We start from the raw sequence: 21,020 nt of genomic DNA, 5'->3' as shown, positions 1-21,020 counted from the left end.
TGTTTCGAACGGTTTCGAAGGACTCGAATTACAAAGAGGTTATTCCGAAGATTGATCAGAGAGAGCCAGCCCAGGAGTCGTCAGGCTCACCCGAAGACGATCGACTCTACGGTCCGTTGAGGCCAGCACCTGCATACGCAACCCATCTTCTTCCACGATCTCTCCCGGAGCAGGAATCCGCCCAGCCATCTCAGAAACGAGTCCACCCAGAGTCGTGGACTCATACTGCTCCGACAGCAAAGAGCGTTCTCTCTCTTCTTCTCCGGTCTCCGTCTCCTCAGAGCTCTCTCCGTCCTCGGCCGGACGGGTCGAGGCCTTTTCAATCTGATCCGCGAACAGCTCCCGAAGCCGGGAGACCTCGAAGCTGCCGGGCACGATATAGGATCCATCCGGCTCGCGCACTGGCGCGGCATCCGGCTCCGGCTCATCATGCTCGTCGGCAATATCGCCGACGATGGCTTCGAGCAGATCTTCGATCGTAACCAGGCCAGCGACTCCTCCATACTCATCGATCACGATGCGCATGTGCTGCTTCTCGCGCTGCATCTCGCCCAGCAGCTCTGCAACCATCTTGGTCTCCGGCACGAAGGCGGCGGGCCGCTGAATCTGCGCTACTGTCCGCGTCCCCGCCTCAATATCCAGTACTTTCAGCAGATCGTGCGCAAATGCAATTCCGGTGATGTGATCGAGTGAATCGGAGTACACCGGGACCCGCGAGAACGCGTGTTCGTTGATCTCCGCGGTAAATTCCCGCAGCGTCAGCGTGCCCGGGACCGCGAAGATCTCAGGCCGCGGTGTCATCACCTCGCGCACCACTTTGTCGCCGAATTCGACCACCGAGCGTACAAGCTCACGGTCGGACTCTTCAAGAATGCCCTCTTCCTCGCCGGCTTCGAGTAGAGCCTCCATCGCCTCGGATGGCCGCTCATCCACGGCCTCGTCTTCCGGCTCAGCGAGGGCCGCAATGGAAAGCAGCAGCTGCAACACGATCGTGACCGGCAGAATGAGGTAGAAGAACACCTGCAGCAGCAGTGTGATCCGTCGGATCCAAAGGCCCCGCGTCCGCGTGAAGAGGACCTGCGGAACCAGGCGGTCAAAGACGAGGATCAGCAGGATCAGCTCCGCTATCGCGCGCGCGACCGCTCCTCCGCTGGGAATCTCGACCAGTCCACTGGTTACCTGATAAAGATGAAGTCCCCAGAACAAGGACATCGCCGCCAGCGACAACTGCCGGAGCACCGAAGCCGAAAGCGCAATGGACTCACGGCCCAGCCGCAGGCGAGGCTCGATCGTCTGCTCCCACGAATCGACGTTGTCCTGGTACTCGCGGGCCAGAAATTTACCCATCTCCGAGTAAACGCGATCGATATAGGATGCAAGCGCCAGTACGGAAAGCAGCAGCGCGAGGGCGAGGGCATAAACCACATTGATCCAGTTCATTGGCCGCGTCTCCCTGCCGCTCTCGGGGTTCGCGCAATGGACGGAGACCGCGAGACCCGTTCGATCAATGTGACCGGAAGCTTCAGCTCCCGCCTCAGCTCCGCTTCGCGCGCCGCCATCTCACCCGAATCGACCTCGTGGTCCATTCCCGCCAGATGCAGCAAACCGTGAAGCAGCAGGATGCGAACCTCCTGGCCGAGCGAGTGTCCAAAATTTTCCGCCTGCTGTGCAGCGGTGTCCAGCGAGATGGCAAGATCGCCTGCATGTTCGTCCGCGATCTCCTCCGGAGCAGGAAAACTGAGGACATCGGTCGGTTTGTTCTTGCCACGAAAGGTCCGGTTCAACCGGCGGAGTTCCTGGTCGGAGGTCAGCAGGACATCGACCTCGCCTTTCAGGCCAACTGCTTCCCGCGCACGGCGGAGAAAACGCGTAAGTCCGGATTTAGCTAGTGGCGGCGAATTGGAACCTGTACTTGGAGGCTCGATGGTGATCATCGTTTGGGGGTCGGCGCAAAATACAACGTCAGCAGGAAGCAGCGCCTGACTCTACGCGCTCCCTGCTGACGATAGTATCTCACTGCTTTACTGCGGCTTGGCTGCGTGCTTGCTTTTATCGGCCCTCATCGCCGGCTCTGAGAGGACCGATTCGCTCATCGAGAGCGGAAGCTCCTGCTGAGCGCGGCTGTAGCTGTCGTAGGCCCTCACGATCCTCTGCACCAGGTGATGACGCACAACATCGGTATCCTCGAAGTGGCAGAAGCGAATTCCTTCGACCCCATCAAGGACATGCAACGCCTCCAGCAAGCCGGACTTCTTCGGGTTGGGAAGATCGGTTTGCGTAAGATCGCCGGTGATGACCGCCTTCGAATTATTGCCAAGACGGGTGACGAACATCTTCATCTGCTCGGTCGTGGTGTTCTGCGCCTCGTCCATGATTACGAAGGCATCGTTCAGGGTTCGCCCGCGCATAAAGGCAAGCGGAGCAACCTCAATGACATTTGTCTCCAGCATCTTGTCGACCTTGGGCGGATCGACCAGATCGTAGAGCGCGTCATAAAGCGGACGGAGATACGGATCGACCTTCTCCTGCAGCGAGCCCGGCAAAAAGCCCAGCCGCTCGCCCGCCTCGACTGCCGGACGAACCAGGATGATCCTGCTCACCTTCTTGGCTAGAAGCGCCGAGACGGCCATTGCCACCGCGAGATACGTCTTTCCCGTTCCCGCAGGTCCCACGCCGAAGACCATGTCGTTCTGCTCTATCGCCTCGACGTACCGGCGCTGATTGATGGATCGAGGCTGCACCATCCGCTTTACGCCGGCGGAACGTTGCTTGCCGGAATCCATCAGTAACTTCAACGTGGCCGAAGGATCAGACACGATCATCTTGAGCATTCCACGCAGTTCGCCGTTGTGCAGGTTTACTCCTGCCTTTCGCAAAGCCTCAAAGTCCGCGAAGACGCGCTCCACCCGGGCGACACTCTCGGCATCTCCCGTTACGTGAATTGCGTCGGACCTGAGGTCCATCGTGACATGCAGCCCGTCTTCCAGCAGGCGTAGGTTTTCGTCGTGGGTTCCATAGAGGGTCTCGATACCTGGGGTGATCTCAATGGCTTGTTTGATCAATGGTGGGTCTGACCTCCGTCAGGGACAGCTAGGGTTGACTACTTTATTGGATACACAGCATGTGGGTGAGGTTGGGCCAGCGAAAACGCACAAGATGGGTGGACTGCTGAGGCGTTGCGACCGGGATGGCGAAGGTTGCCAATCGTGTGCCAGATGCGCACAGAGTAGTCCGGACCGCTTGCCTCGTCAAGATCAGTTATCAAGAGCATGAATCTACAGGAGTACGGGGATTTCAAAATCCGGACTGACAAGTCCCGAACTTTCGTTCGGAAGCCCCGGAACGCCTCAACGTCACGGAAACAGGCTTTCTTCGGGTTGACCCTGAGCCTGATCTTCTCTAAACTTAGAGATTGCAGGGATCGGTCCGGCTGTGTTTTCCGGCCAGCCTCAGGCCTGCATCCCAAATTTCCCGACAGATTCCGGGCAGAAGAGAGTTTTCAGAGAATGGCAAATCATATTTCGTCGCTGAAGCGCACACGTCAGACAGAGACCAAGACCGCAGTGAACCGCGCCAACAAGAGCAAGCTCCGTGGAAGCCTCCGCACGCTGCGCGAGGCCATTGCCAAGGGCGATGCCAAGACCCTCGGCGTGGCCTACAGCGCCACGGTCTCCGTGCTCGACAAGAGCGTCCAGAAGGGCATCCTCCACAAGAACACCGCCAGCCGTTACAAGGCCCGCCTCAACGCGCGTGTCAAGGCTGTCGTGGCTCCGAAAGCCGCCTAACCACTTGTTGTCGGCGACTGGAAATCACTGAGAAGAATCAAGAAATAGGCCAGACTGGCCTATTTCTTTTTGTCACCTGGGCCTTTCCTGAGGCGGAGCAGTGTTGTCACGGCTCTCCCCTGGAGAATAGAGAGTCGGCGGACGTCGCGGTTGCTCAGGCGAATCCCCGGCAGGTGACGTCTCCGTCCTGGCAGCACCGGTCTCCTGCTTTCGTTCCCCAGTTTCCGTGGCCGCTGGAGCCTCTGTAGCCCCCGCATCCGAAGCGAGTTCAGGCGGCTTCGCTGGCGGTCCGACCGTAGAATCCGACGCGCCTGCCTCACCGCCTTGCACCGCTGGCGAAGGCGAAGCGCTCGAAGATGGCGCATCGCCTTCATTCGAAGACGATGCAGCCGCTCCCGAGGACAACAATAACGCAGGGTCACCATCCACCGGCGGAGCCGACGCCTCGGCCATCTGCACCGCTTCCCGCTCCTTGGACGTGAGCGGAGGCAGGCTGTAGACCTCCAGCGCCTCATTCCGAACGACCGCGAGGCTCAGGCCATCCGGGGCGAGCGCAAAATTCTGGCCTGCGCGGGCGATGGGTGAGGCGTCGATGCGAAGCAGCTGGCGTCCGCTATCCGTCTGATACACCACCACAACCTGCCCATCAAACAGCTCAGGCGCAAGCGAATCGGAATCGACCAGCGAAGAGCGCGTCAGTATGCGGCTCAAGGCAAAGCGCCCGCTGCCCGGAGCATAGGAAAACATTGGGGAGATGTAGCTTTCGGTCATGTTCTGTTCCCACATCGCCTCGCCGCGCATATTGAAGGCAGCGACAATCTGCGGGGTATGGCTCAAATGGCATCCGAAAGCGATAAATTCACTGCGGCTTACCAGCATGGGCGATGGCCGACAGGTTGAATCGAAACTCGCCAGTTCCTTTACCTTTCCTCCGTAGCTTCGAAAATCAAAGCCCCAATGCTGCTGGCCCTGATCGAGGATTGCGATGTAGCCGGCGGAGTTTGCGGGAATCCGTCCCGGAACCCGGGAGCGCAGGCCCCCCCCGTGCCGCGCATCCATCTCATCGCCGCCCAGACTGACGAGGCGGAGGAAATCAATCTGGACCGGAGTCTCCTGCCCTTTTGCTTCGTCGCCTGCAACACTTTGAGGTCGCGGCGGATCCATCGTCTCGAGAATCATGAGATCCGCATCTGGAGACAACAGAACTCCCCCAATCCTCCGATCCGTTCGAAGGAACGGACGCTGGCGAAATGTATCGCCCGAAGCAAGATTGACCAGGGGAGCGAAGGTGGAAAGTGTATCGCGGATTCGCAACAGGAAGCGGCCTCGTCCGAGGTTCCAGAGATACTGGCCGTGATCATGGGTTCGCCACGAGGTCCGCGCCAATGTCCTGCCCGAGGGCACGTCCACAAGCACCGCCTCCACAACGCGATCCTGATCCGACGCCGGACACTCCGGCAACCGCTTCAACAGGCGCTTCGCGCTGTAGGTCAACAACAGGTGGTGGGGGTCGACAAAATCGACGGTGAGCATCGAGCTGCCTGCCAGCATGAACTGCGTCAGAGGCGTCTGGAAGCCGAGAGGAGCCAGCGGGATGCGCTTCGCGGGCTCCGGCCCCTTCGCAAGCCCGCAGTTCGTCACAAAAACGAGCATTACTGCGAGCAGCACACAGCTCGGTGTCTTGCGAAACCGAAGACTCGCGAGGATGATGCAAGGAACCGGCATGACAGGTAACGCGTATCCCCGAAGAAAGATTCGCTACTACTGTTTCACAGACGAGTGTCACCCGCCAATGAAAAGCGGATGCTCGCGCTTCTATAGGCCACTTCGGTGCCGATGATACAAAGGATGAAGAATCCAAAGGGAATAGTAAGGAACGGACAATGACGATACGGAGATTGACGCAGCCCCGCTTGAGAGGACAGCTGGTTTTCAGTGTGGCACTGGTCCTGCTAACCGCGGCAGCCGGAGCTCAGACCCAATCGGCAAAGACTACGGACGACAAAACCACCAAGCCTGCCGAGGTCTATAAGCCGATTCCGGGCTTCGATGCCGCATCTCTCGATCCTTCGACCGACCCCTGCTCGGACTTCTACAAGTTCGCCTGCGGCAAGTTCGCCGCCAACCATCCCATTCCCTCCGACCAGCCCGAGGTCGACCAGTTCTACGCTCTTTACAACGTCAATACCCAATCGTTGAACGGAATCCTCACCAAGGCCGCTGCCGGAGGCCCCAGCCGCACCCCCAACGAGCAGAAGATAGGCGATTACTACAAAAGCTGCATGGATACGGACGCGGTCGAAGCCACAGGCCTCGCTCCCCTGCAGCCGCTGCTGGATGAGATCAACGTAATCAACTCCATCGAGGACCTTGCTCCCCTGATCGGCAAACTACAGCGGAACGGGATCGACGTTTTCTTCAGTTATGGCGAGCAGCAGGATTTCAAAGATGCAAGCAAGCAGATCGCCTACTTCGATCAGGCAGGCCTGGGGCTTCCCGAGCGCGACTACTACCTTCGCCCCGGAGCGAAGGACGAGACCGTTCGCAAGCAGTATGTCGAGCACATCGCGAAGATGCTGACGCTGGCGGGAACGCCAGCCGAGAAGGCCAAAAAAGACGCTGATGCCCTCATGGCCTTTGAGACGACGCTGGCGAAGGCCTCCATGCCGATTACGGAGCGCCGCGATCCGGAAAAGATCTATCATCTGCAGCCGCTCGCGACCTTCACCGAGGCAGTCGACGGCCCGTCCTTTGACGAATTCCGCAAGGCGATCCACTCGCCCGAGATCACCGAGATCAACAACGCGAACCCGGAGTTCACACGGGCGATGATGACAGCGCTGAGAAACACCGACCTCGACACCCTGAAGGCGTACATGCGCTATCACCTGTTGACCGGGGCAGCCAACCGCCTGCCGAAGCGCTTCGACGACGAAAACTTCGACTTCTATGGACGGATCCTCACCGGCCAGCCTGAGCAAAGCGCCCGCTGGAAACGCTGCTCGAACGCGGTGAATGGAGCGCTGGGCGAGGCGTTAGGCCAGGTCTATGTCGAGCAGTACTTCGCCGGAGACAGCAAAGCCAAGATGCTGGAGATGGTTCATGACATCGAAAGTGCGATGGCTCGTGACATCGATCAGCTCGATTGGATGTCCGCGCCGACTAAGGTTCGGGCCAAAGAAAAGCTGCATGGAATCGCCAACAAGATCGGCTACCCGGACAAGTGGCGCGACTATACGAAGCTGGAGGTCAAGCCCGACGATGCGCTTGGCAATAAGTTCCGCGGCACGGCCTTCGAGAATGATCGTCAGCTCAACAAGATCGGGCAGCCCGTCGATCACAACGAGTGGGGCATGACGCCGCCAACCGTCAACGCCTACTACGATCCAAGCATGAACGACATCAACTTCCCTGCCGGAATCCTGCAACCAGCCTTTTATGACCAGAAGCAGGACGATGCGGTGAATTACGGCCATATCGGCGCGGTCATCGGTCATGAGCTGACTCACGGCTTCGACGACCAGGGCCGCAAGTTCGACGCCAAGGGCAACATGACCGACTGGTGGACCCCCGAAGACGCGAAGAAGTTTGAGACGCGCACCGACTGCCTTGTAAATGAGTACGGCGACTTTACCGCCGTGGACGACGTCAAGGTCAACGGCAAATTGACCCTTGGCGAAAACACCGCCGATAACGGTGGCCTCGTGCTGGCTTATCTCGCCTACCTCGATCGAGCGAAGACCAACAAGGTGGATCTGAATGCAAAGGTTAATGGCTATACGGCTCCGCAGCGCTTCTACATCGCCTATGCGCAGAACTGGTGCGAAAACGCGCGACCCGAGGTGATTCGCCAGCAGGTGCTGACCGATCCGCACTCGCCCGATCACTTCCGCGCAAACGGGGCCATCGTCAACCAACCCGGCTTTGCCTCCGCCTTCGGATGCAAAAAAGGCACACCCATGGTTCCCGTTAATAGCTGCCGCGTTTGGTAGCTGACACCGAATGACAGCAGAGGGGCGCGGCTGCGGCTGCGCCCCTCTCGTTTTGTGCGACAGTGGAGATATGCCAGTCATTCCCAAGCATCGCGCCATGGGCTTCCTCTCCTGCGCGCTGGCGAGCTCCTTCTGGGGCTGCGGCTTCTTCTTCGGCAAGATTGCTCTTGCCGAAATGTCCTTCGCCCACATGGTGCTCTACCGCTTCCTGTTCGCCATGATTGTCCTGCTGCCTCTCCTGGTAACGCATCGACCGGGCCTGAACGGCAAAGAATGGGGCACGTTGGCGCTTGCGTCCTTCCTTGGTGTCCCGGTCCAGTTCCTCATTCAGTTTTATGGCTTGTCATTGACTACGGTCTCTCACGCAGCCCTGATGGTGGGAACCATGCCGGTGATCCTGGCCGTGGGAGCCACGCTCTTCGCTCACGAACGGCTGGATGCGACCGGCTGGTTTGCGCTTGCCGGCTCGACGGCCGGAGCTGCCCTGATCGCGCTGGGACGGCATGCCAGAGGAGCGGGACAACCCTCCTTGACGGGAGATCTTCTGGTCGTCCTCTCGCTCGCCATCGCGCTCTTCTGGATCCTGCTCAACAAGCGACTGATGGATCGCCACTCCCCCATCGTTGTCACCGCGTATGGCCTGCTGCTGGGCACGTTGATGCTGCTGCTCTGGGTTCCGCTTCGCTATGGAATGCCTCCGATGGCGCACGTCTCCATGAAGGCGTGGCTCGCACTGGCGGCCAGCGGCGTGTTGTGCACGGCCACCACGACCCTGCTGTGGAACTGGGGCATGACCCAGGTTCCGGCATCGGAGGCCGGGGTTCTGCTCAACATGGAGCCACTCATGGGCAGCCTGCTCGGTGTCTTCGTACTCGGTGAGCATCTGGGCCCCACCGCGTGGATGGGAGGCTGCCTGATCTTCGTTGCAGCGATCACGTTGACGACTCGTTCCAAGGCTCACGTGCCGGAACACCAGCCGGCAGGCTGACGCTGACTTTAGCCGGGCTAAACTTTCTTTACATGCGCTTGCTCGCTCAATGGGTCGCTGCACTGCGACGTCTGCACTGGAAGAGGGGCATCCGCGCCGGAGCCGCCGTGCTGGCGGCAATGCTCGTCTGCCGTTATCTCGGCAAGCCCATGGGATGGGCCGCACTGGGTGGATTCGAGACCATCCTGGTCGATAATGGCGGGCCCTACCGAAGTCGGCTGACCACAATGCTCACCGTCCTCATCGGCGGGGCCATCACATGCATTGCCGGATCGCTCGCGGCAAATCCGCTATGGCTGGCAGTGCTGGTGACGGCCGGCTTCTGTTTCGCCATCACCTTCGCACGTGTCCTCTCCAATCCGCTCGCATCCACCTCGGTCATCATTCTGGTGCTCTACTTCGCTGGGTACGGTGGAGAGACCCACACACTTCCAGCAGCGCTTGGCAATGCACTCTCATACATCCTCGGCGGCCTGTGGGCTGCAGCACTCAGCCTCTTTCTCTGGCCTTTGGACCCCTTCCGCCCCGCTAGAAGAGGCGTAGCGGAGTGTTTTGCGATGCTCGCCGACTTTACCTCACAGGTACGGATCACTTCGCCTAACAGCGCCGAGCGACAGACCGAAAGACATCGCATGCACGAGCTGCAGCGCAGGATGCGCCTCGGCATGGAGACTGCGCGGGCGGCTATCGGGACGACCGGCGCACGCCTCACCGCTCGGACTCTGCGAGCGCGCTCCCTGACCGTGCTTCTCGAAACCGCCGACGTCCTCTTCGCGGGAACGATTCGATGGACCGAATTGCTCGAATCGACAGACGATGCCGAATCGCAACAGGCCATATCGGATGCGTTGCGCTGGCTCGCAGGTGCCGAACGTGTCATCGCCGAGGCGCTCGCACAACGGCCGGCGGATGGCGGCTCGTCGTTTGCTCCCGAAGGCTCGCATTCCATCGAACATCTTCAGAAACGCGAGGCTGCGATCCACGGGCTGGACGGGTCGAGCAATCCGTTGATCGCGCACCTCGCTCGGGATGAGCGGGATGCGCTGTTGAATGTCGAAGCGGCCTTCGAAGCACTCTGGGCACTGTGGAGCGGAGTAGAACATAACACCTCCCAGGCAGGTCCTCACCCAACAAGGCAATCGCTGCTCTCCCGCTCGGCAGAGACAATCTCCGGCACCGGATGGCGCGCCATGATCGACGCTGCCAGGGCGAACTGGACATCAGGCTCGATGATGATGCGCCACGCGCTGCGCATGTTGGTCGTCGGGGCTGCGGACGTCCTGCTGTTAAGGATGGTCCACATCAGCCACGGCGCCTGGCTGGGGATGACCTCCATCATTGTGCTGCAGCCTACGGGCTCCGGCACCGTGCGGCGGGGTGTGCAACGAGTCGTTGGCACAATCGCCGGAGGCGTGCTGGCCGCAGTCTTTGCTGCGGCCGTTCATAGCCAGGAAGGGCTGATCGTCGTGATTACAGCAACCAGCATCCTCACGCTGGCGACCTATGCGATCGACTATGCCTGGTATGCGTTTTTCCTTACGCCGACCTTTGTTCTGCTCAGCCTGCCTCACCTTCGGGACTGGCACTTCGCCGGGATTCGCATGGGTACCACTCTGCTCGGCGCGGGGGTCGCCGTGCTGGCCATGCGGCTGCTGTGGCCTGAACGGGAAAAGGTCGAACTGAAACGGTTGCTGGAGCGTGGCGCTCTGGCCGACGCCGCCTACGTTCGTGCCATGCTCAGCTTCTGGACCGCCCTCGAAAGCGCGGCTTCCGATAACGACAGGATTGCCGCCGACCGGAGTCTGCTTGCTCCGGCGCGACGGGCCTGCGGGCTGGCAATCAACGATGCCGAAGAGGCCTTGGATCGCATCATGCTGGAGCCGAATGTGCCGCTGGCTCGCGGAGAGGGCTGGGAGGAGGCACTTACGTTTGTGACCTACCTTCGCCGCATGACTCGGGCCGTAACCACGCTGGCGGCGGTCGGGCGAGGTGACCGAGATTGCCGGACACGCGCAGAAAATATCGCCGCTCGAATGGACGCGCTCGGGCGCGGGATGCAACCGCTCAAGGAGCAGGATGTCTTCACCACGATCCCAGCCATCGCCGGTGCGGCAGGCTCAGATGCGATGCCGAAATTGATGGAGACTGCGGGAGAGGAGAGCCCCGCAGAACATCAACTGCGACGTCTGGAGCGACAGGCCGGAGTGCTTGAACGGTCGGCAATTGCGCTTGCGGAGCAGAAGGGATCTCTGTCAGGAGACCAGGCTCTTCTCCGCCAGTGAGCGAGTCGTGCGGCTCCAGACTGCGGTGAGAGCGACTCCAGCGACGATCAGGCCGGCGCATAGACCGATCCATAGGCCGACCGCACCCCAATGAAGGTGGAAGCCCAGCCAGGTGCCGACAGGAAGGCCGATGATCCAATAGCCGATAATCTGGACGATAAGTCCGGCATGCGTGTTCCCCGCGCCGCGCAGAGCACCCGTGGCAGTGATCTGAAGGCCGTCGAAGAACTGAAAAGCTGCGGCCACAAAAAGCAGAGGAACAGTCGCGGCGATCACGGCCCGGTCCGGGGTGAAGGCACGGGCGATAGGGTGGGCGAACACTCCCAGGATGATTGAGAACGTGGCCATGCAGGCCGCCCCGAAAAGAATAGAAGCCCAGCCGGCCGCAGCAGCCTCGCGAGGCGCTCCGCGGCCGATGGCCTGGCCGACGCGCACGGCGGCGGCGGCCGAGATGGCGAAGGGCACCATGAAGGTGAAGCTGGCGCAGTTCAGTGCGATCTCGTGCCCGGCAAGAGGAAGAGGTCCCATGGTTCCGATGAGGAAGGTCACGGTGCCGAAGATGGCGATCTCGACGAAGATCTGTGCTCCGGCGGGGGCGCCGAGCAGGGTGAGTCGTTTGAGGCGGGAGGTCTCGATGTGGCGGAGCATGGAGCGCAGGCCGTAGTTGTGCTTGTGCTCGACGTGCCAGATCGCGGCGAGAAGGAAGAGTGCGAGATAGGTGCGCGAGAGCGAGGTCGCCAGACCTGAGCCAACGATGCCCAGCGCCGGGATTTTGATCGCTCCCCACTGATGTCCGTAGATCAAGAACCAGTTGCCGAGGACGTTGCAGAGGTTCGCGGTGACCAGGGCGAAGGCAATGGGACGGACGTGGTTGAAGGCCTGCAGGTAGCGGCGCAGGGTGAAGTAGAGGAAGAGCGTCGGCGTTCCCCAGTTGAGCGAATGGAGGAAGCTCACGGCTCCGGCGAGGACGGCTGCATTGATGGGCATTCGGACCATCAGGAGTGGGGCGAGCTCGATGAGGACGAAGAGCAAAGCTGCGAGGGCAGCGGCGAGGATGAGGCCGTGATAAAGCCAGCGGTTGGCCTCGTCGTAGCGTCCGGCACCGTGCGATTGCGAGAGGAAGGTGTCGAGCGAGAGCAGGACGCCGGCGATGCCGAAGGCCAGGGTGTTGTAGAGCACCTGGCCGAGAGCCGCCGAGGCGATATTGATCGCCGGATTCTGCATGTGGCCGACCATGATGGTGTCGACGATGCCCATCGACATCCAGCCGAGCTCGGCTGCGATGAGGGGGAGAGCGAGGACCAGCACGGGCCGGATCTGCTGGCGAATCGACGTCATGGTGCGTCCCCTCCCCTATCTTTTGCGCAAAATCTTGGAAATATGGATCTTAGCCGGGTACTTCCCTCCGGTTACGATCCATGGGCCGTCCGTCAGAGGGAGGGCTCGGGCGCTCTCCGGACGGGAAAGACAGAAAAGCCCCGGATGGCCGGGGCTTTGTCCGCTGCTTTCATTATAGCGTCGCCGAGGGACAGAATCGGCACCTGCTAAGTGCTTTTTTATTAGCTATATAAGTGACGTAGCGGCTTGACAGGGCATAGTCATGGGCGATTGGGATACGACTGCGGCGCAGTTTTTTCCTGGCGGGCCGATCTACTGCTTTTTGCCCTCGTGCTGCGCGTCGCCCTGGTACAGGATGAGGCGGTTGATGGCGTGGGTGGCGGGATCGCGGAAGAACTCAATCTCGGCGTCTACGACCTTGAGGAAGAACTTCGTTTCGGACTCGGCGAAGATTTCGAGTGCGGGCTGCTTGCCGAGTTTGCCGGTCAGATGGCCGTCTTCGAGGGCGATGACGTAGTCGATGGGGGCGTCGGTCATGCGATAGGTGCCGACGTACTGGGAGAGGATCTCAGGGGAGACGGTGATTGCCTTGCGCTCAGAGGGCAGGACAACGGGCTGGCCGAGGGCGACCTTGCCGAGGCTGGCGGCGATCTGGTCGGGTGCGCCTCCGGTGAGGTTGCCGAGGACGATGACGGTGAGTTTGTCGTCGGGGTAGAAGTTGAGCGAGGTATTGAAGCCTTCGATGCCGCCGCCGTGAGTGATGACCTTATGGCTGTCCCTGGTCCGGATGAAGATTCCGCACCCGTAGCCGTCCTTGAAGGGCGTGGTCATCTTCGTCAGAGACTCGGGCTTGAGGATCTTCCCGCCGAAGAGGCCCTGCTCCCACTTGAGAAGGTCGCCGGTGGTGGAGTAGAGAGCACCGGCGGAGAAGGGGATGGTCATGCTGATGTAGCCGTCGTGCTCGATGCCGCGCGGCGAGCGGCGATAGCCCTGGGCGCGCTGGGGCAGGATGGCGGCGTTGGAGTCGATGCCAGTGGAGGTCATCGCGAGCGGGGTGAAGATGTTCTGCTGGAGGAATTCGGCGTAGGTCTGGCCGGAGACCTTCTCGATGAGATAGCCGAGGAGGACGTAACCGGAGTTCGAGTAGGAGAATTTTGTGCCGGGCTCGAAGTCGAGGGGCTTGTCGCGGAAGCGGGCGACGAGCTCGGTGGGAGTGGTGTCCTTCCACTCGGTGGAGCGGTAGTCGGGGAAGCCAGTGAAGCTGGGAATACCGGAGGTGTGGGTGAGGACGTTGTAGATGGTGACCTTCGACCAGGCGGGGGGAGCGTCGGGCAGGTACTTACTGATGGGGTCGTCGATATTGAGTTTGCCGCGCTCGGCCAGAAGGAGAATGCTGGCCGCGGTGAACTGCTTGGTGATGGAGCCGAGGCGGAACCTGGTGTCGGGGGAGTTGGGGATGTTCCACTCGAGGTCGGCTGATCCGTAGCCCTGATCGATAAGAGCTTTGCCGTTTTTGACGACGAGGACGGTCCCCATGAAGGTCTTGTCGTCGGTGTAGGAGCGGATGATCTGCTGCATCCGCGGAAGGGGTTCTGGCGCAGGAGGCTGGGCGAACGCATTGGAGAGGGGCGCAAGGCAGAGGACAGCTACAGCGAATCGGCTGGGCATGAAGCAGTGATACGCAAAGGAAACAGAATCGGTTCGCACCAGCTGAGTTGGTGCGACTGGCTTTTTAAGCCGTGATCGCAGGAAGAGAGATTCTGAAGGTTGTGCCGCTTTTTCCGGGAAGAACGCTGCTGCGCATCCGGATGGTGCCACGATGGCGATCGATGATTCTCTTGGACAGAGCGAGGCCGAGCCCAGAGCCGCGGCCCTGCTTGGTTGTAAAGAAAGGAGTGAAGATCTTTTCGCTGTGTTCCCGGGGGATGCCGTGACCGTTATCGGAGATGATCAGCTGCACTTCTTTTCCTGACTTTTTGACGCGCAGATAGAGGATGCCTTCGGTCTGAAGAGCGTCGACGGCATTCACGATGAGATTTGAGATGACCTGCAGGATCTCGCCTCGATGGAGGGGTGCTGTTGCCTCCGCATCGAGATCTGTAATGAGGCGCACTCTTTTTGTCTGCATGGCGCGCTGGTGGATGCGGAGGGCGGCTTCCGCGACGGATACGAGCTTCACGGGCTGGTGCTTGTCCGTTGGTCGTGCGAATCCAAGTGTCTGGCTGGCGACCCGCGTGACCAGGAACATCTGCTCCTCGGCGAGACGCATGTACTCACGGACTTTGCCGGGATCGTCCGCTTCCAGCATGGTGAGGTATGCGAGGTTGGAGAGGGCTTCCAGAGGATTTCTGATCTCATGCATCACCTCGAGGGCTAGTTGACCTGCCAACGCACGCTCTTCGGACAATCTGAGTGTTTCAAAGAGCACGGATAGATCCGGCTGTATCTCGGAATTGGCCGATTGGCCCATAAGCAGTCCCTTGCTGCTGGAGAGAACGCCAGTCGACGTCGCTGCTGGAGGGGCTAACTCCGCAGACCAGTGTGTTTTGCCTGCAATCATACGATGCCGTCTCTAGGCTTTTTGTTGTGTAGTCATGACGCATAGTCGCATATAGAACATAAGGGTTCGTTATGCCACAGATTCGGCACGATCGCCGCTCAAATAACAATCCGACCGGGCGGTCATGAGGCGGTCTGTGGGCGATTCCGGATGCGAATGTCGTGACCTGCGAGATTGTTGCCGGCTTCAATTGAGAAGGCTGACTTCATCTCCGGTGCGAACGGTGCCTTCGACGAGGACTGCGGCATAGATACCTGCTTTGCCTTCGTGGGCCCGGGCGACGCGCTTAATAATGTCCGGGTTAGGTTCGGCCGTATCCGGGTCGAGAGTGATCATCTTGCAGCGAGGGTCGCGTTCGAGCACAGAGAGGATGACCTTGTCACCGATGCGGAGCGAGTGGCCTACGAACTGGTCTTCGGCAAAGCCTCCGGTTGCATCGAGGTTCAGATAGACATTTGCGCGGAAGCGGCGCTTGTCCAGGGCCACACCCAATTCATCGCCGAGGCCGTTTGCGGTCTGGGTGGAGAAAAGCGAGACGGGGCGGCAATCGGTGAGGGAGCGGTCGGAGCGCATGAGGCGAAGGTGATGGCGTTCGCGCAGCCCCTCGCCCAACAGATGAAGGAGATCCGGATCATCGATAGCGATGGAGGTTCCATCGGGTGTCTGAACATCCACCATAAGATCGTCCGGGTTGGCATAGACGGGCGTGACGCCGGGGGCGAGTGCTTCTGCCTCGTATTGATTGTCGGGCTTCATCGCACGGTCGGCGTTGCGAAACCGAGGTTGGAAGAGGAGCATGTGCTCCCGTTCGCGGCTGGTGAGATAGGGAAATCCTGCGGGGGCGCCATCGTCGTGGATGGCGTAGATGCGATCGCCATAGATGCCGGAGAAGCCCGCAAAGGCGCTCTCCAGCTGTTGGCCACGCATGCTTTTGACGGGGTAACGCCACAGGCTTTCAACCGTTCCGACGTTTTTCATAAGAGCCCCCTTTTGTGAGGAGAGATTGTAGACCTTTTTGCGGGAAGGTATTCAGCCTTGTAAGTGAGCGTCCTTTTTTATTGCGGCGTGATGATGCCTCCTACGGGAAGGCTGGTAGGAAGTGTGGCTTTCTTCTCATTGGGGCGGCGCAGGTGCATGGCCTCTGCGGTCATGTCGGTGTACTTGAGTCCGGCGCCGGTGTTGAAGAGGACGACCTTGTCGGTGGGCTTGAGCTCGCCGGTTTTGAGGAGCTGATCGTAGGCTGCGGTGGCGGCGGCGCCTTCGGGGGAGAGGAAGATGCCCTCGTGGCGGGCGTAGTCGAGGATGCTTTCGAGGATGACTTCGTCGGGGGATGCGATGGCCTTGCCGCCGGACTTCTCGAGGATGTCGAGGATAATGTAGTCGCCGTAGGGCTTGGGAACGCGGAGCCCGGCGGCGAAGGTGGCTGCGTTCTGGAAGAACTCGCTGGCAGGCTTGTGCTCGTCGAAGGCACGGGCGACAGGGGCGCAGCCGGTGGCCTGGAGGGCGTACATCCTGGGTCTCTTTCCGGTGACCCAGCCGAGGGCTTCCATCTCTTCGAAGGCCTTCCACATGCCGATGAGGCCGACGCCACCGCCGGTGGGGTAGAAGACGGCGTCGGGGTAGGTCCAGCCCAGCTGCTCGACGAGCTCGTAGCCCATGGTCTTCTTGCCCTCGACGCGAAAGGGCTCCTTCAAGGTGGAGATGTCGAACCAGACTTCGCTGGTGGGAGTGTTGGCTTCTTTCTGGGCTTTGATCTTTTCGCCTACGATGCGTGCGCAGTCGGAGATGAGGCCGTCGATCATGTTGACGTCGGCTCCGTAGACGATGCCTTCGAGGTAGTTAGCGAAGGGGACGTCCTGGGGCATGAAGATGTGGGCACTGAGGCCGGCGGCGGCGGCGTAGGCGGCGAGGGCTCCGGCGGCGTTGCCTGCGGAGGGAACGGCGAGGTGCTGGAGGCCGTAGTGCTTTGCCATGGTCACGGCGAGCGAGAGGCCGCGGGCCTTGAAGGTTCCGGTGGGATTGGCGCCTTCTTCCTTGATGTAGAGGCCGGGGTAGCGCCTGGAGTGGATCATGGGGGTCCAGCCTTCGCCGAGGGTGACGGGGGCGACGTCGGGAAGGACGTCGGCGTAGCGCCACATGCCGAGGGACGCGGGACTGGCGGCTGCCTTCGCGGCGATGTCATCGCGGCGGGCGGTGCGCTTGAGGGTGTCCATGTCGTAACGGACGTAGAGGGAGCCTGCGCAGGCGGGGCAGAGGGTTTGAGGGGTTTCGGCGGAGACGCGAGTCTTGCAGCGGGAGCACTCAAGGAAGGCGATACGGGGCATGACTTCGATGCTACAAGAAGCGGGGACCGTTACAGGAGACGGCGGACGCGATGAGAGAATGAGGCTATGAGCAAGAACAGCTGGGTGCGCATGATCGCAGTGGATATGGACGGGACGCTGCTGGGCGCGGACGGACAGGTGAGCGCGAGAAATCTGGCTGCCCTGAAGACGGCTGAGCAGGCGGGAGTTGAGGTGGTCGTCGCGACCGGGCGGAGGCACAGCTATGCCATGCGGGTGCTGCGGGGGCTGGGGCTGCGTGAGGAGAATGGGTTAATCAGCTCGAACGGCGCGGTCGTGCGGACGCTTGGAGCGCGGTTGCTGGAACGGACGCTGTTGCAGCGGTCGACGGCGGAGTGGCTGGTGGGGCACATGGGGGAGTTTCGGCGGTCGCTGCTGATTACTTTCGACCGGGTGCAGCCGGATGGCGAGGACACGCACGGGGCACTGGTGGTCGAGGAGACGGAGGAGTTGAAGGGCAGCATTGGGCGGTGGATGGCGGCGAATGAGCCTTACATCGAGCGCGTGGTTCCGATGGAGGATGCGCTGGGGCGCGAGGGTTTGATCCAGATGATGCTGTGCGGCACCATTGGGAGAATGCGGGAGGCGGAGGCCAGGCTTCTGACGGACCCGAAGGTGCTGGGCGTAGGGCTGGAGCCGCTGAGAAGAGCCGAGGTTCGGCGCGGAGCGGGAGAGGTGCGGCCCGTGGCGGAGGCGGCGCTGCATCGCACGGAGTATCCGGAGCGGGACCTGAGCATCGTGGACGTGCTGCCTGCGGGATGCAGCAAGGGACGGGCCCTGATGGATCTGGCGACGGAGCGTGGAGTCGCGAGGGAGGAGATTCTGGCGATCGGGGATAACTGGAACGACATCTCGATGCTGGAGGCGGCGGGGAGCTCGGTGTTGATGGCGAATGCTCCGGAAGACCTGAAGAAGGTGGGGGTTGCACGAGGGTGGGTGGTCGGCGGACATCACCTGGAGGATGGCGTGGCGGTGGCCGTTGAGGCAGCGTTAGCCGGGGAGCGGCACACGGCGCTCTCGGCGGCACGTTAGCAATCTTCTGACGGTGGTAGGCTTTTGGAGATGAGAATGCTGTTGAGTGCGGGCAGGCGGCGAGGAGCGTTAATCGTGCTTGCCGCGATTGTGTGTCCGCTGGCACGTGCGGCGGAGCATGTGACGCTGAAGAATGGGTTTGAGCTTGACTGTGCTCGACGGGAGATGCGTGGAGATCACATGCGACTGTATTTCACGTCTGCAGATTCCACGAATCGAGGCGCGGCAGAGGGTTCGGGCGCGAATTATATGGATGTGGCGGCAGATGCGGTGGTGCGGGTAGAGATCATCCCGGATCCACCTGTGGTTGCGGACGTTATGCCTGCTCATCGTGAACCGGCGAAGCAGCATGCCGCTGCAGCATCGGTTCTGACGCGCGAGGAGATGCATACGATGCTGGCCAATGCCGGAGGTGAGCACAACATCGATGCGGATCTTCTGGCCAGCGTGGTGAAGGCTGAGAGCGGCGGGCAAGTGAGAGCCGTCTCGCGAGTGGGTGCCCAGGGGTTGATGCAGCTGATGCCGAAGACGGCGGGAGAGCTGGGAGTCGAAGATGCGTTTCAGCCGGAGGAGAATATCGCCGGAGGAACAGCGTATCTGGACCAGTTATTGACTCGCTACAACAACAACGTGGCACTGGCGCTGGCGGCTTATAACGCCGGTCCGGCGGCGGTGGATCGGTATCATGGCGTGCCTCCGTACCGGGAGACACGGGCTTACGTGGCACGGGTGATCCGCGAGTTCAACCGCCGCAAGCGGATGGCTGGTTCGGGGCAACAGGTCGCGCAAGCGAAGTAAAAACGACGGATTATTTTAAAGCGAGGCGGGCGATCTTCCATGAAGAAACGAAGTGGAGTGCTGTGGGCTGTTCTGGTTCTCGTGCTCGCGGCGATCGTCTTCGTCTATCGCGACCGGATTCATTTCGACTGGGCAAACTTCTGGGAGCACCTCCGACACATTCATGTCGGTCATGCGATTGCGGCAATCGTCTTGATCTATGCGACGTACTGGCTACGGGCGTTCCGCTGGAGCGTGCTGGTGCGGCCGACGAAAGAGGTAAAGGCTACGGCTTTAGTTGGACCGCAGTTCATTGGGTTTACGGCGGTCGCGCTGTTTGGAAGGCTGGCCGATCTGACACGGCCCTACCTGGTAGCACGGAAGATCGGCCTTCCGCTGAGCTCGCAGATTGCGGTGTATACGCTTGAGCGGATGTTCGACCTGGGTGCGGCGGCGATGATCTTCTCGACGGCGCTGGCGTTTATGCCGAAGGATATGCCGCATCAGCAGGTCTTTATGCGGACCGGCATCGGGAGCCTGGCGATTACGTTGGCGATTGCCGTGTTTGCCGGCGTGGTGCGGGTGGCGGGCGGCGCAGTGGCCGGGTTTGCGCGAACCGTGCTGAGTCCGCTGTCGAAGCCGGTGGCCGAGAGCATAGCGGAGAAGATTGCCGGCTTCCGGGACGGTCTGAATGCGCTGAAGAGCTGGCGTGAGTTTGCCGTAGTAGCGGGAATCTCTCTTCTGATGTGGGGAATGATCGCCTCGGCGTATGTGCAGACGGCGCACGCGTTTGTGGAGACGCCGGAGCTGGGACAGCTTTCGTTTTCGCGCGCGATGCTGCTGATGGCGGCGAGCCTTGGCGGAAGCCTGCTACAACTGCCGATTGTGGGGTGGTTCACGCAGATTGCAGTGACAGCAGCGGCAATGCACACCTTCTACGGCGCGCCGATAGAAGCGGCGACGGCCTGCGGGGCTTTGCTTCTGGTGGTGACCTTCCTATGCATTATTCCTGCGGGATTGATTTGCGCTCAGCTGGAACAGGTGAGTCTGAGGAAGATTACGTCGGAGAGTGAAGAGGCGGGGAAAGAGGCTGAGGCGGTGCAGGAGTAGCCGCCGATCGCTCCTTGCGCGATTGGCCCACTTGCATGCCTCGCGTCGAATGACGGACACCCGTGATGGCTGGAAGCTCAGGCTGCTGTGGCTCTGCGAGCGAAATACTGAGATTCTTCGCTGCGCTCAGAATGACGGCAGTTCCACGTTCAGAAGGATGGCACGCCACGCGGGACTGACGGCACTCCTCGCGGGGACTGACGGCGCTTTCACGCGGAGACTGATGGCAGTTCCACGCTCAGAAGGACAGCACTTCCACGCGAGGCATGACGGCGCTTCCAATGATGCGCTGCTAGAATCGAAATAACCCAATGAAGTGTCCTTACTGCGGTTTTACCCAGGATCGAGTGGTCGATTCGCGAGAGAGCAAGGAGGCGGACTCGATCCGCCGCAGGCGCGAGTGTGAAGGCTGCAATAAGCGGTTCACCACATACGAGCGCATCGACGAAATCCCATACATGGTGGTGAAGAAGGACGGCCGCAGGGAGAAGTTCGACCGGCAGAAGATCCTGAGCGGCTTGCTGCATGCCTGCGAGAAGAGGCCGGTCTCCGCGGTGAAGCTGGAGCAGATTGTGGATGAGACGGAAGCCTACGTGGTGGATTCGCCGGAGCGTGAGCGATCGACCTCGGAGGTGGGCGAGCTGATTATGTCGCGCCTGAAGGAGATCGACACGGTTGCGTATATCCGCTTCGCCAGCGTGTACCGGGACTTCAAGGACGTAAGCGAGTTCAAGCAGGAGCTGGAGCAGCTTCTGAGCGGAAGTGGCAAAGACCAGAAAAAAAAGAGATAGAGATCTCCTGATCGAGATTTCGA

The 21,020-nt window shown here is 60.7% G+C and carries 17 protein-coding genes; 8 read left to right on the top strand and 9 right to left on the bottom strand.

Going from position 1 to position 21,020, the window contains the following annotated elements:
* Positions 1–39 precede the first annotated feature (39 nt).
* The 3 genes from BDD14_RS19960 to BDD14_RS19950 all read right to left on the bottom strand — a co-directional run bounded on the left by BDD14_RS19960 (position 40) and on the right by BDD14_RS19950 (position 3,062).
* Complete coding sequence (locus BDD14_RS19960) at positions 40–1,440, bottom strand: hemolysin family protein (RefSeq protein ID WP_130420556.1); 1,401 nt, start codon at positions 1,438–1,440, stop codon at positions 40–42.
* Positions 1,437–1,934: an rRNA maturation RNase YbeY gene (gene ybeY, locus BDD14_RS19955; RefSeq protein ID WP_130420554.1), complete on the bottom strand. Its 498-nt coding sequence runs from the start codon at positions 1,932–1,934 to the stop codon at positions 1,437–1,439. The genes BDD14_RS19960 and ybeY overlap by 4 nt, the downstream gene beginning before the upstream one ends.
* Positions 1,935–2,021: 87 nt before the next feature.
* Positions 2,022–3,062 carry a PhoH family protein gene (locus BDD14_RS19950; RefSeq protein WP_130420552.1) on the bottom strand — a complete coding sequence of 347 codons (1,041 nt, stop codon included), beginning with the start codon at positions 3,060–3,062 and terminating at the stop codon, positions 2,022–2,024.
* A gap of 444 nt (positions 3,063–3,506) precedes the next feature.
* On the opposite strand from BDD14_RS19950, the gene rpsT reads away from it, so the two are divergent.
* A complete protein-coding gene (rpsT, locus tag BDD14_RS19945; protein WP_130420550.1) occupies positions 3,507–3,785 on the top strand; it encodes a 30S ribosomal protein S20 in 279 nt (92 codons plus the stop codon).
* 72 nt (positions 3,786–3,857) lie between these two features.
* Here the strand turns inward: rpsT and BDD14_RS19940 are convergent, their stop codons facing one another.
* Positions 3,858–5,510, bottom strand: coding sequence for a hypothetical protein (locus BDD14_RS19940; RefSeq protein WP_130420548.1), 1,653 nt, complete (start codon positions 5,508–5,510; stop codon positions 3,858–3,860).
* 158 nt (positions 5,511–5,668) lie between these two features.
* On the opposite strand from BDD14_RS19940, the gene BDD14_RS19935 reads away from it, so the two are divergent.
* The 3 genes from BDD14_RS19935 to BDD14_RS19925 all read left to right on the top strand — a co-directional run bounded on the left by BDD14_RS19935 (position 5,669) and on the right by BDD14_RS19925 (position 11,047).
* Positions 5,669–7,777: a M13 family metallopeptidase gene (locus BDD14_RS19935; RefSeq protein ID WP_130420546.1), complete on the top strand. Its 2,109-nt coding sequence runs from the start codon at positions 5,669–5,671 to the stop codon at positions 7,775–7,777.
* A 70-nt stretch (positions 7,778–7,847) separates the two neighbouring features.
* Positions 7,848–8,765, top strand: coding sequence for a DMT family transporter (locus BDD14_RS19930; protein WP_130420544.1), 918 nt, complete (start codon positions 7,848–7,850; stop codon positions 8,763–8,765).
* A 32-nt stretch (positions 8,766–8,797) separates the two neighbouring features.
* Positions 8,798–11,047 carry an FUSC family protein gene (locus BDD14_RS19925; RefSeq protein ID WP_130420542.1) on the top strand — a complete coding sequence of 750 codons (2,250 nt, stop codon included), beginning with the start codon at positions 8,798–8,800 and terminating at the stop codon, positions 11,045–11,047.
* Here the strand turns inward: BDD14_RS19925 and BDD14_RS19920 are convergent.
* The 5 genes from BDD14_RS19920 to BDD14_RS19900 form a co-directional block, all read right to left on the bottom strand.
* The gene (locus BDD14_RS19920) at positions 11,018–12,385 is read right to left on the bottom strand and encodes an MATE family efflux transporter (protein WP_130420540.1); all 1,368 of its coding nucleotides are present in this window, start codon (positions 12,383–12,385) and stop codon (positions 11,018–11,020) included. The two genes, BDD14_RS19925 and BDD14_RS19920, sit on opposite strands and share 30 nt — an antisense overlap.
* 312 nt (positions 12,386–12,697) lie before the next feature.
* The gene (locus BDD14_RS19915; RefSeq protein ID WP_130420538.1) at positions 12,698–14,053 is read right to left on the bottom strand and encodes a serine hydrolase; all 1,356 of its coding nucleotides are present in this window, start codon (positions 14,051–14,053) and stop codon (positions 12,698–12,700) included.
* Positions 14,054–14,117: 64 nt separating this feature from the next.
* Positions 14,118–14,945 (bottom strand): sensor histidine kinase, encoded by an 828-nt coding sequence (locus BDD14_RS19910; protein ID WP_242618077.1) that lies wholly within the window; start codon positions 14,943–14,945, stop codon positions 14,118–14,120.
* A 186-nt stretch (positions 14,946–15,131) separates the two neighbouring features.
* Positions 15,132–15,923 carry an MOSC domain-containing protein gene (locus BDD14_RS19905; protein WP_130420536.1) on the bottom strand — a complete coding sequence of 264 codons (792 nt, stop codon included), beginning with the start codon at positions 15,921–15,923 and terminating at the stop codon, positions 15,132–15,134.
* Between the two features lie 77 nt (positions 15,924–16,000).
* On the bottom strand, positions 16,001–17,269 hold the full coding sequence (locus BDD14_RS19900) for a threonine synthase (RefSeq protein ID WP_130420534.1): 1,269 nt from the start codon (positions 17,267–17,269) through the stop codon (positions 16,001–16,003).
* Positions 17,270–17,335: 66 nt separating this feature from the next.
* Here BDD14_RS19900 and BDD14_RS19895 point away from each other — a divergent pair, with 66 nt between their 5' ends.
* From BDD14_RS19895 to nrdR, 4 genes are all read left to right on the top strand, one after another.
* On the top strand, positions 17,336–18,319 hold the full coding sequence (locus BDD14_RS19895) for an HAD-IIB family hydrolase (protein WP_130420532.1): 984 nt from the start codon (positions 17,336–17,338) through the stop codon (positions 18,317–18,319).
* A 36-nt stretch (positions 18,320–18,355) separates the two neighbouring features.
* The gene (locus BDD14_RS19890; protein ID WP_130420530.1) at positions 18,356–19,117 is read left to right on the top strand and encodes a lytic transglycosylase domain-containing protein; all 762 of its coding nucleotides are present in this window, start codon (positions 18,356–18,358) and stop codon (positions 19,115–19,117) included.
* Positions 19,118–19,156: 39 nt separating this feature from the next.
* Positions 19,157–20,206, top strand: coding sequence for a lysylphosphatidylglycerol synthase transmembrane domain-containing protein (locus BDD14_RS19885; protein ID WP_130420528.1), 1,050 nt, complete (start codon positions 19,157–19,159; stop codon positions 20,204–20,206).
* Between the two features lie 311 nt (positions 20,207–20,517).
* Positions 20,518–20,997, top strand: a complete 480-nt coding sequence (nrdR, locus tag BDD14_RS19880) for a transcriptional regulator NrdR (RefSeq protein ID WP_130420526.1) — start codon at positions 20,518–20,520, stop codon at positions 20,995–20,997.
* Positions 20,998–21,020: the final 23 nt, after the last annotated feature.

Source organism: Edaphobacter modestus (assembly GCF_004217555.1).
GTDB classification, from domain to species: domain Bacteria; phylum Acidobacteriota; class Terriglobia; order Terriglobales; family Acidobacteriaceae; genus Edaphobacter; species Edaphobacter modestus.
Note: the sequence above shows the minus strand (reverse complement) of the source record. Positions and strands in the feature narration are given on the sequence as shown.

Coding starts and splice junctions, on each gene's coding strand:
- BDD14_RS19960 (WP_130420556.1), bottom strand. CDS start 1,440: ATGAACTGGATCAATGTGGTTTATGCCCTCGCCCTCGCGCTGCTGCTT.
- ybeY (WP_130420554.1), bottom strand. CDS start 1,934: ATGATCACCATCGAGCCTCCAAGTACAGGTTCCAATTCGCCGCCACTA.
- rpsT (WP_130420550.1), top strand. CDS start 3,507: ATGGCAAATCATATTTCGTCGCTGAAGCGCACACGTCAGACAGAGACC.
- BDD14_RS19940 (WP_130420548.1), bottom strand. CDS start 5,510: ATGCCGGTTCCTTGCATCATCCTCGCGAGTCTTCGGTTTCGCAAGACA.
- BDD14_RS19935 (WP_130420546.1), top strand. CDS start 5,669: ATGACGATACGGAGATTGACGCAGCCCCGCTTGAGAGGACAGCTGGTT.
- BDD14_RS19930 (WP_130420544.1), top strand. CDS start 7,848: ATGCCAGTCATTCCCAAGCATCGCGCCATGGGCTTCCTCTCCTGCGCG.
- BDD14_RS19925 (WP_130420542.1), top strand. CDS start 8,798: ATGCGCTTGCTCGCTCAATGGGTCGCTGCACTGCGACGTCTGCACTGG.
- BDD14_RS19920 (WP_130420540.1), bottom strand. CDS start 12,385: ATGACGTCGATTCGCCAGCAGATCCGGCCCGTGCTGGTCCTCGCTCTC.
- BDD14_RS19915 (WP_130420538.1), bottom strand. CDS start 14,053: ATGCCCAGCCGATTCGCTGTAGCTGTCCTCTGCCTTGCGCCCCTCTCC.
- BDD14_RS19910 (WP_242618077.1), bottom strand. CDS start 14,945: ATGATTGCAGGCAAAACACACTGGTCTGCGGAGTTAGCCCCTCCAGCA.
- BDD14_RS19905 (WP_130420536.1), bottom strand. CDS start 15,923: ATGAAAAACGTCGGAACGGTTGAAAGCCTGTGGCGTTACCCCGTCAAA.
- BDD14_RS19900 (WP_130420534.1), bottom strand. CDS start 17,269: ATGCCCCGTATCGCCTTCCTTGAGTGCTCCCGCTGCAAGACTCGCGTC.
- BDD14_RS19895 (WP_130420532.1), top strand. CDS start 17,336: ATGAGCAAGAACAGCTGGGTGCGCATGATCGCAGTGGATATGGACGGG.
- BDD14_RS19890 (WP_130420530.1), top strand. CDS start 18,356: ATGCTGTTGAGTGCGGGCAGGCGGCGAGGAGCGTTAATCGTGCTTGCC.
- BDD14_RS19885 (WP_130420528.1), top strand. CDS start 19,157: ATGAAGAAACGAAGTGGAGTGCTGTGGGCTGTTCTGGTTCTCGTGCTC.
- nrdR (WP_130420526.1), top strand. CDS start 20,518: ATGAAGTGTCCTTACTGCGGTTTTACCCAGGATCGAGTGGTCGATTCG.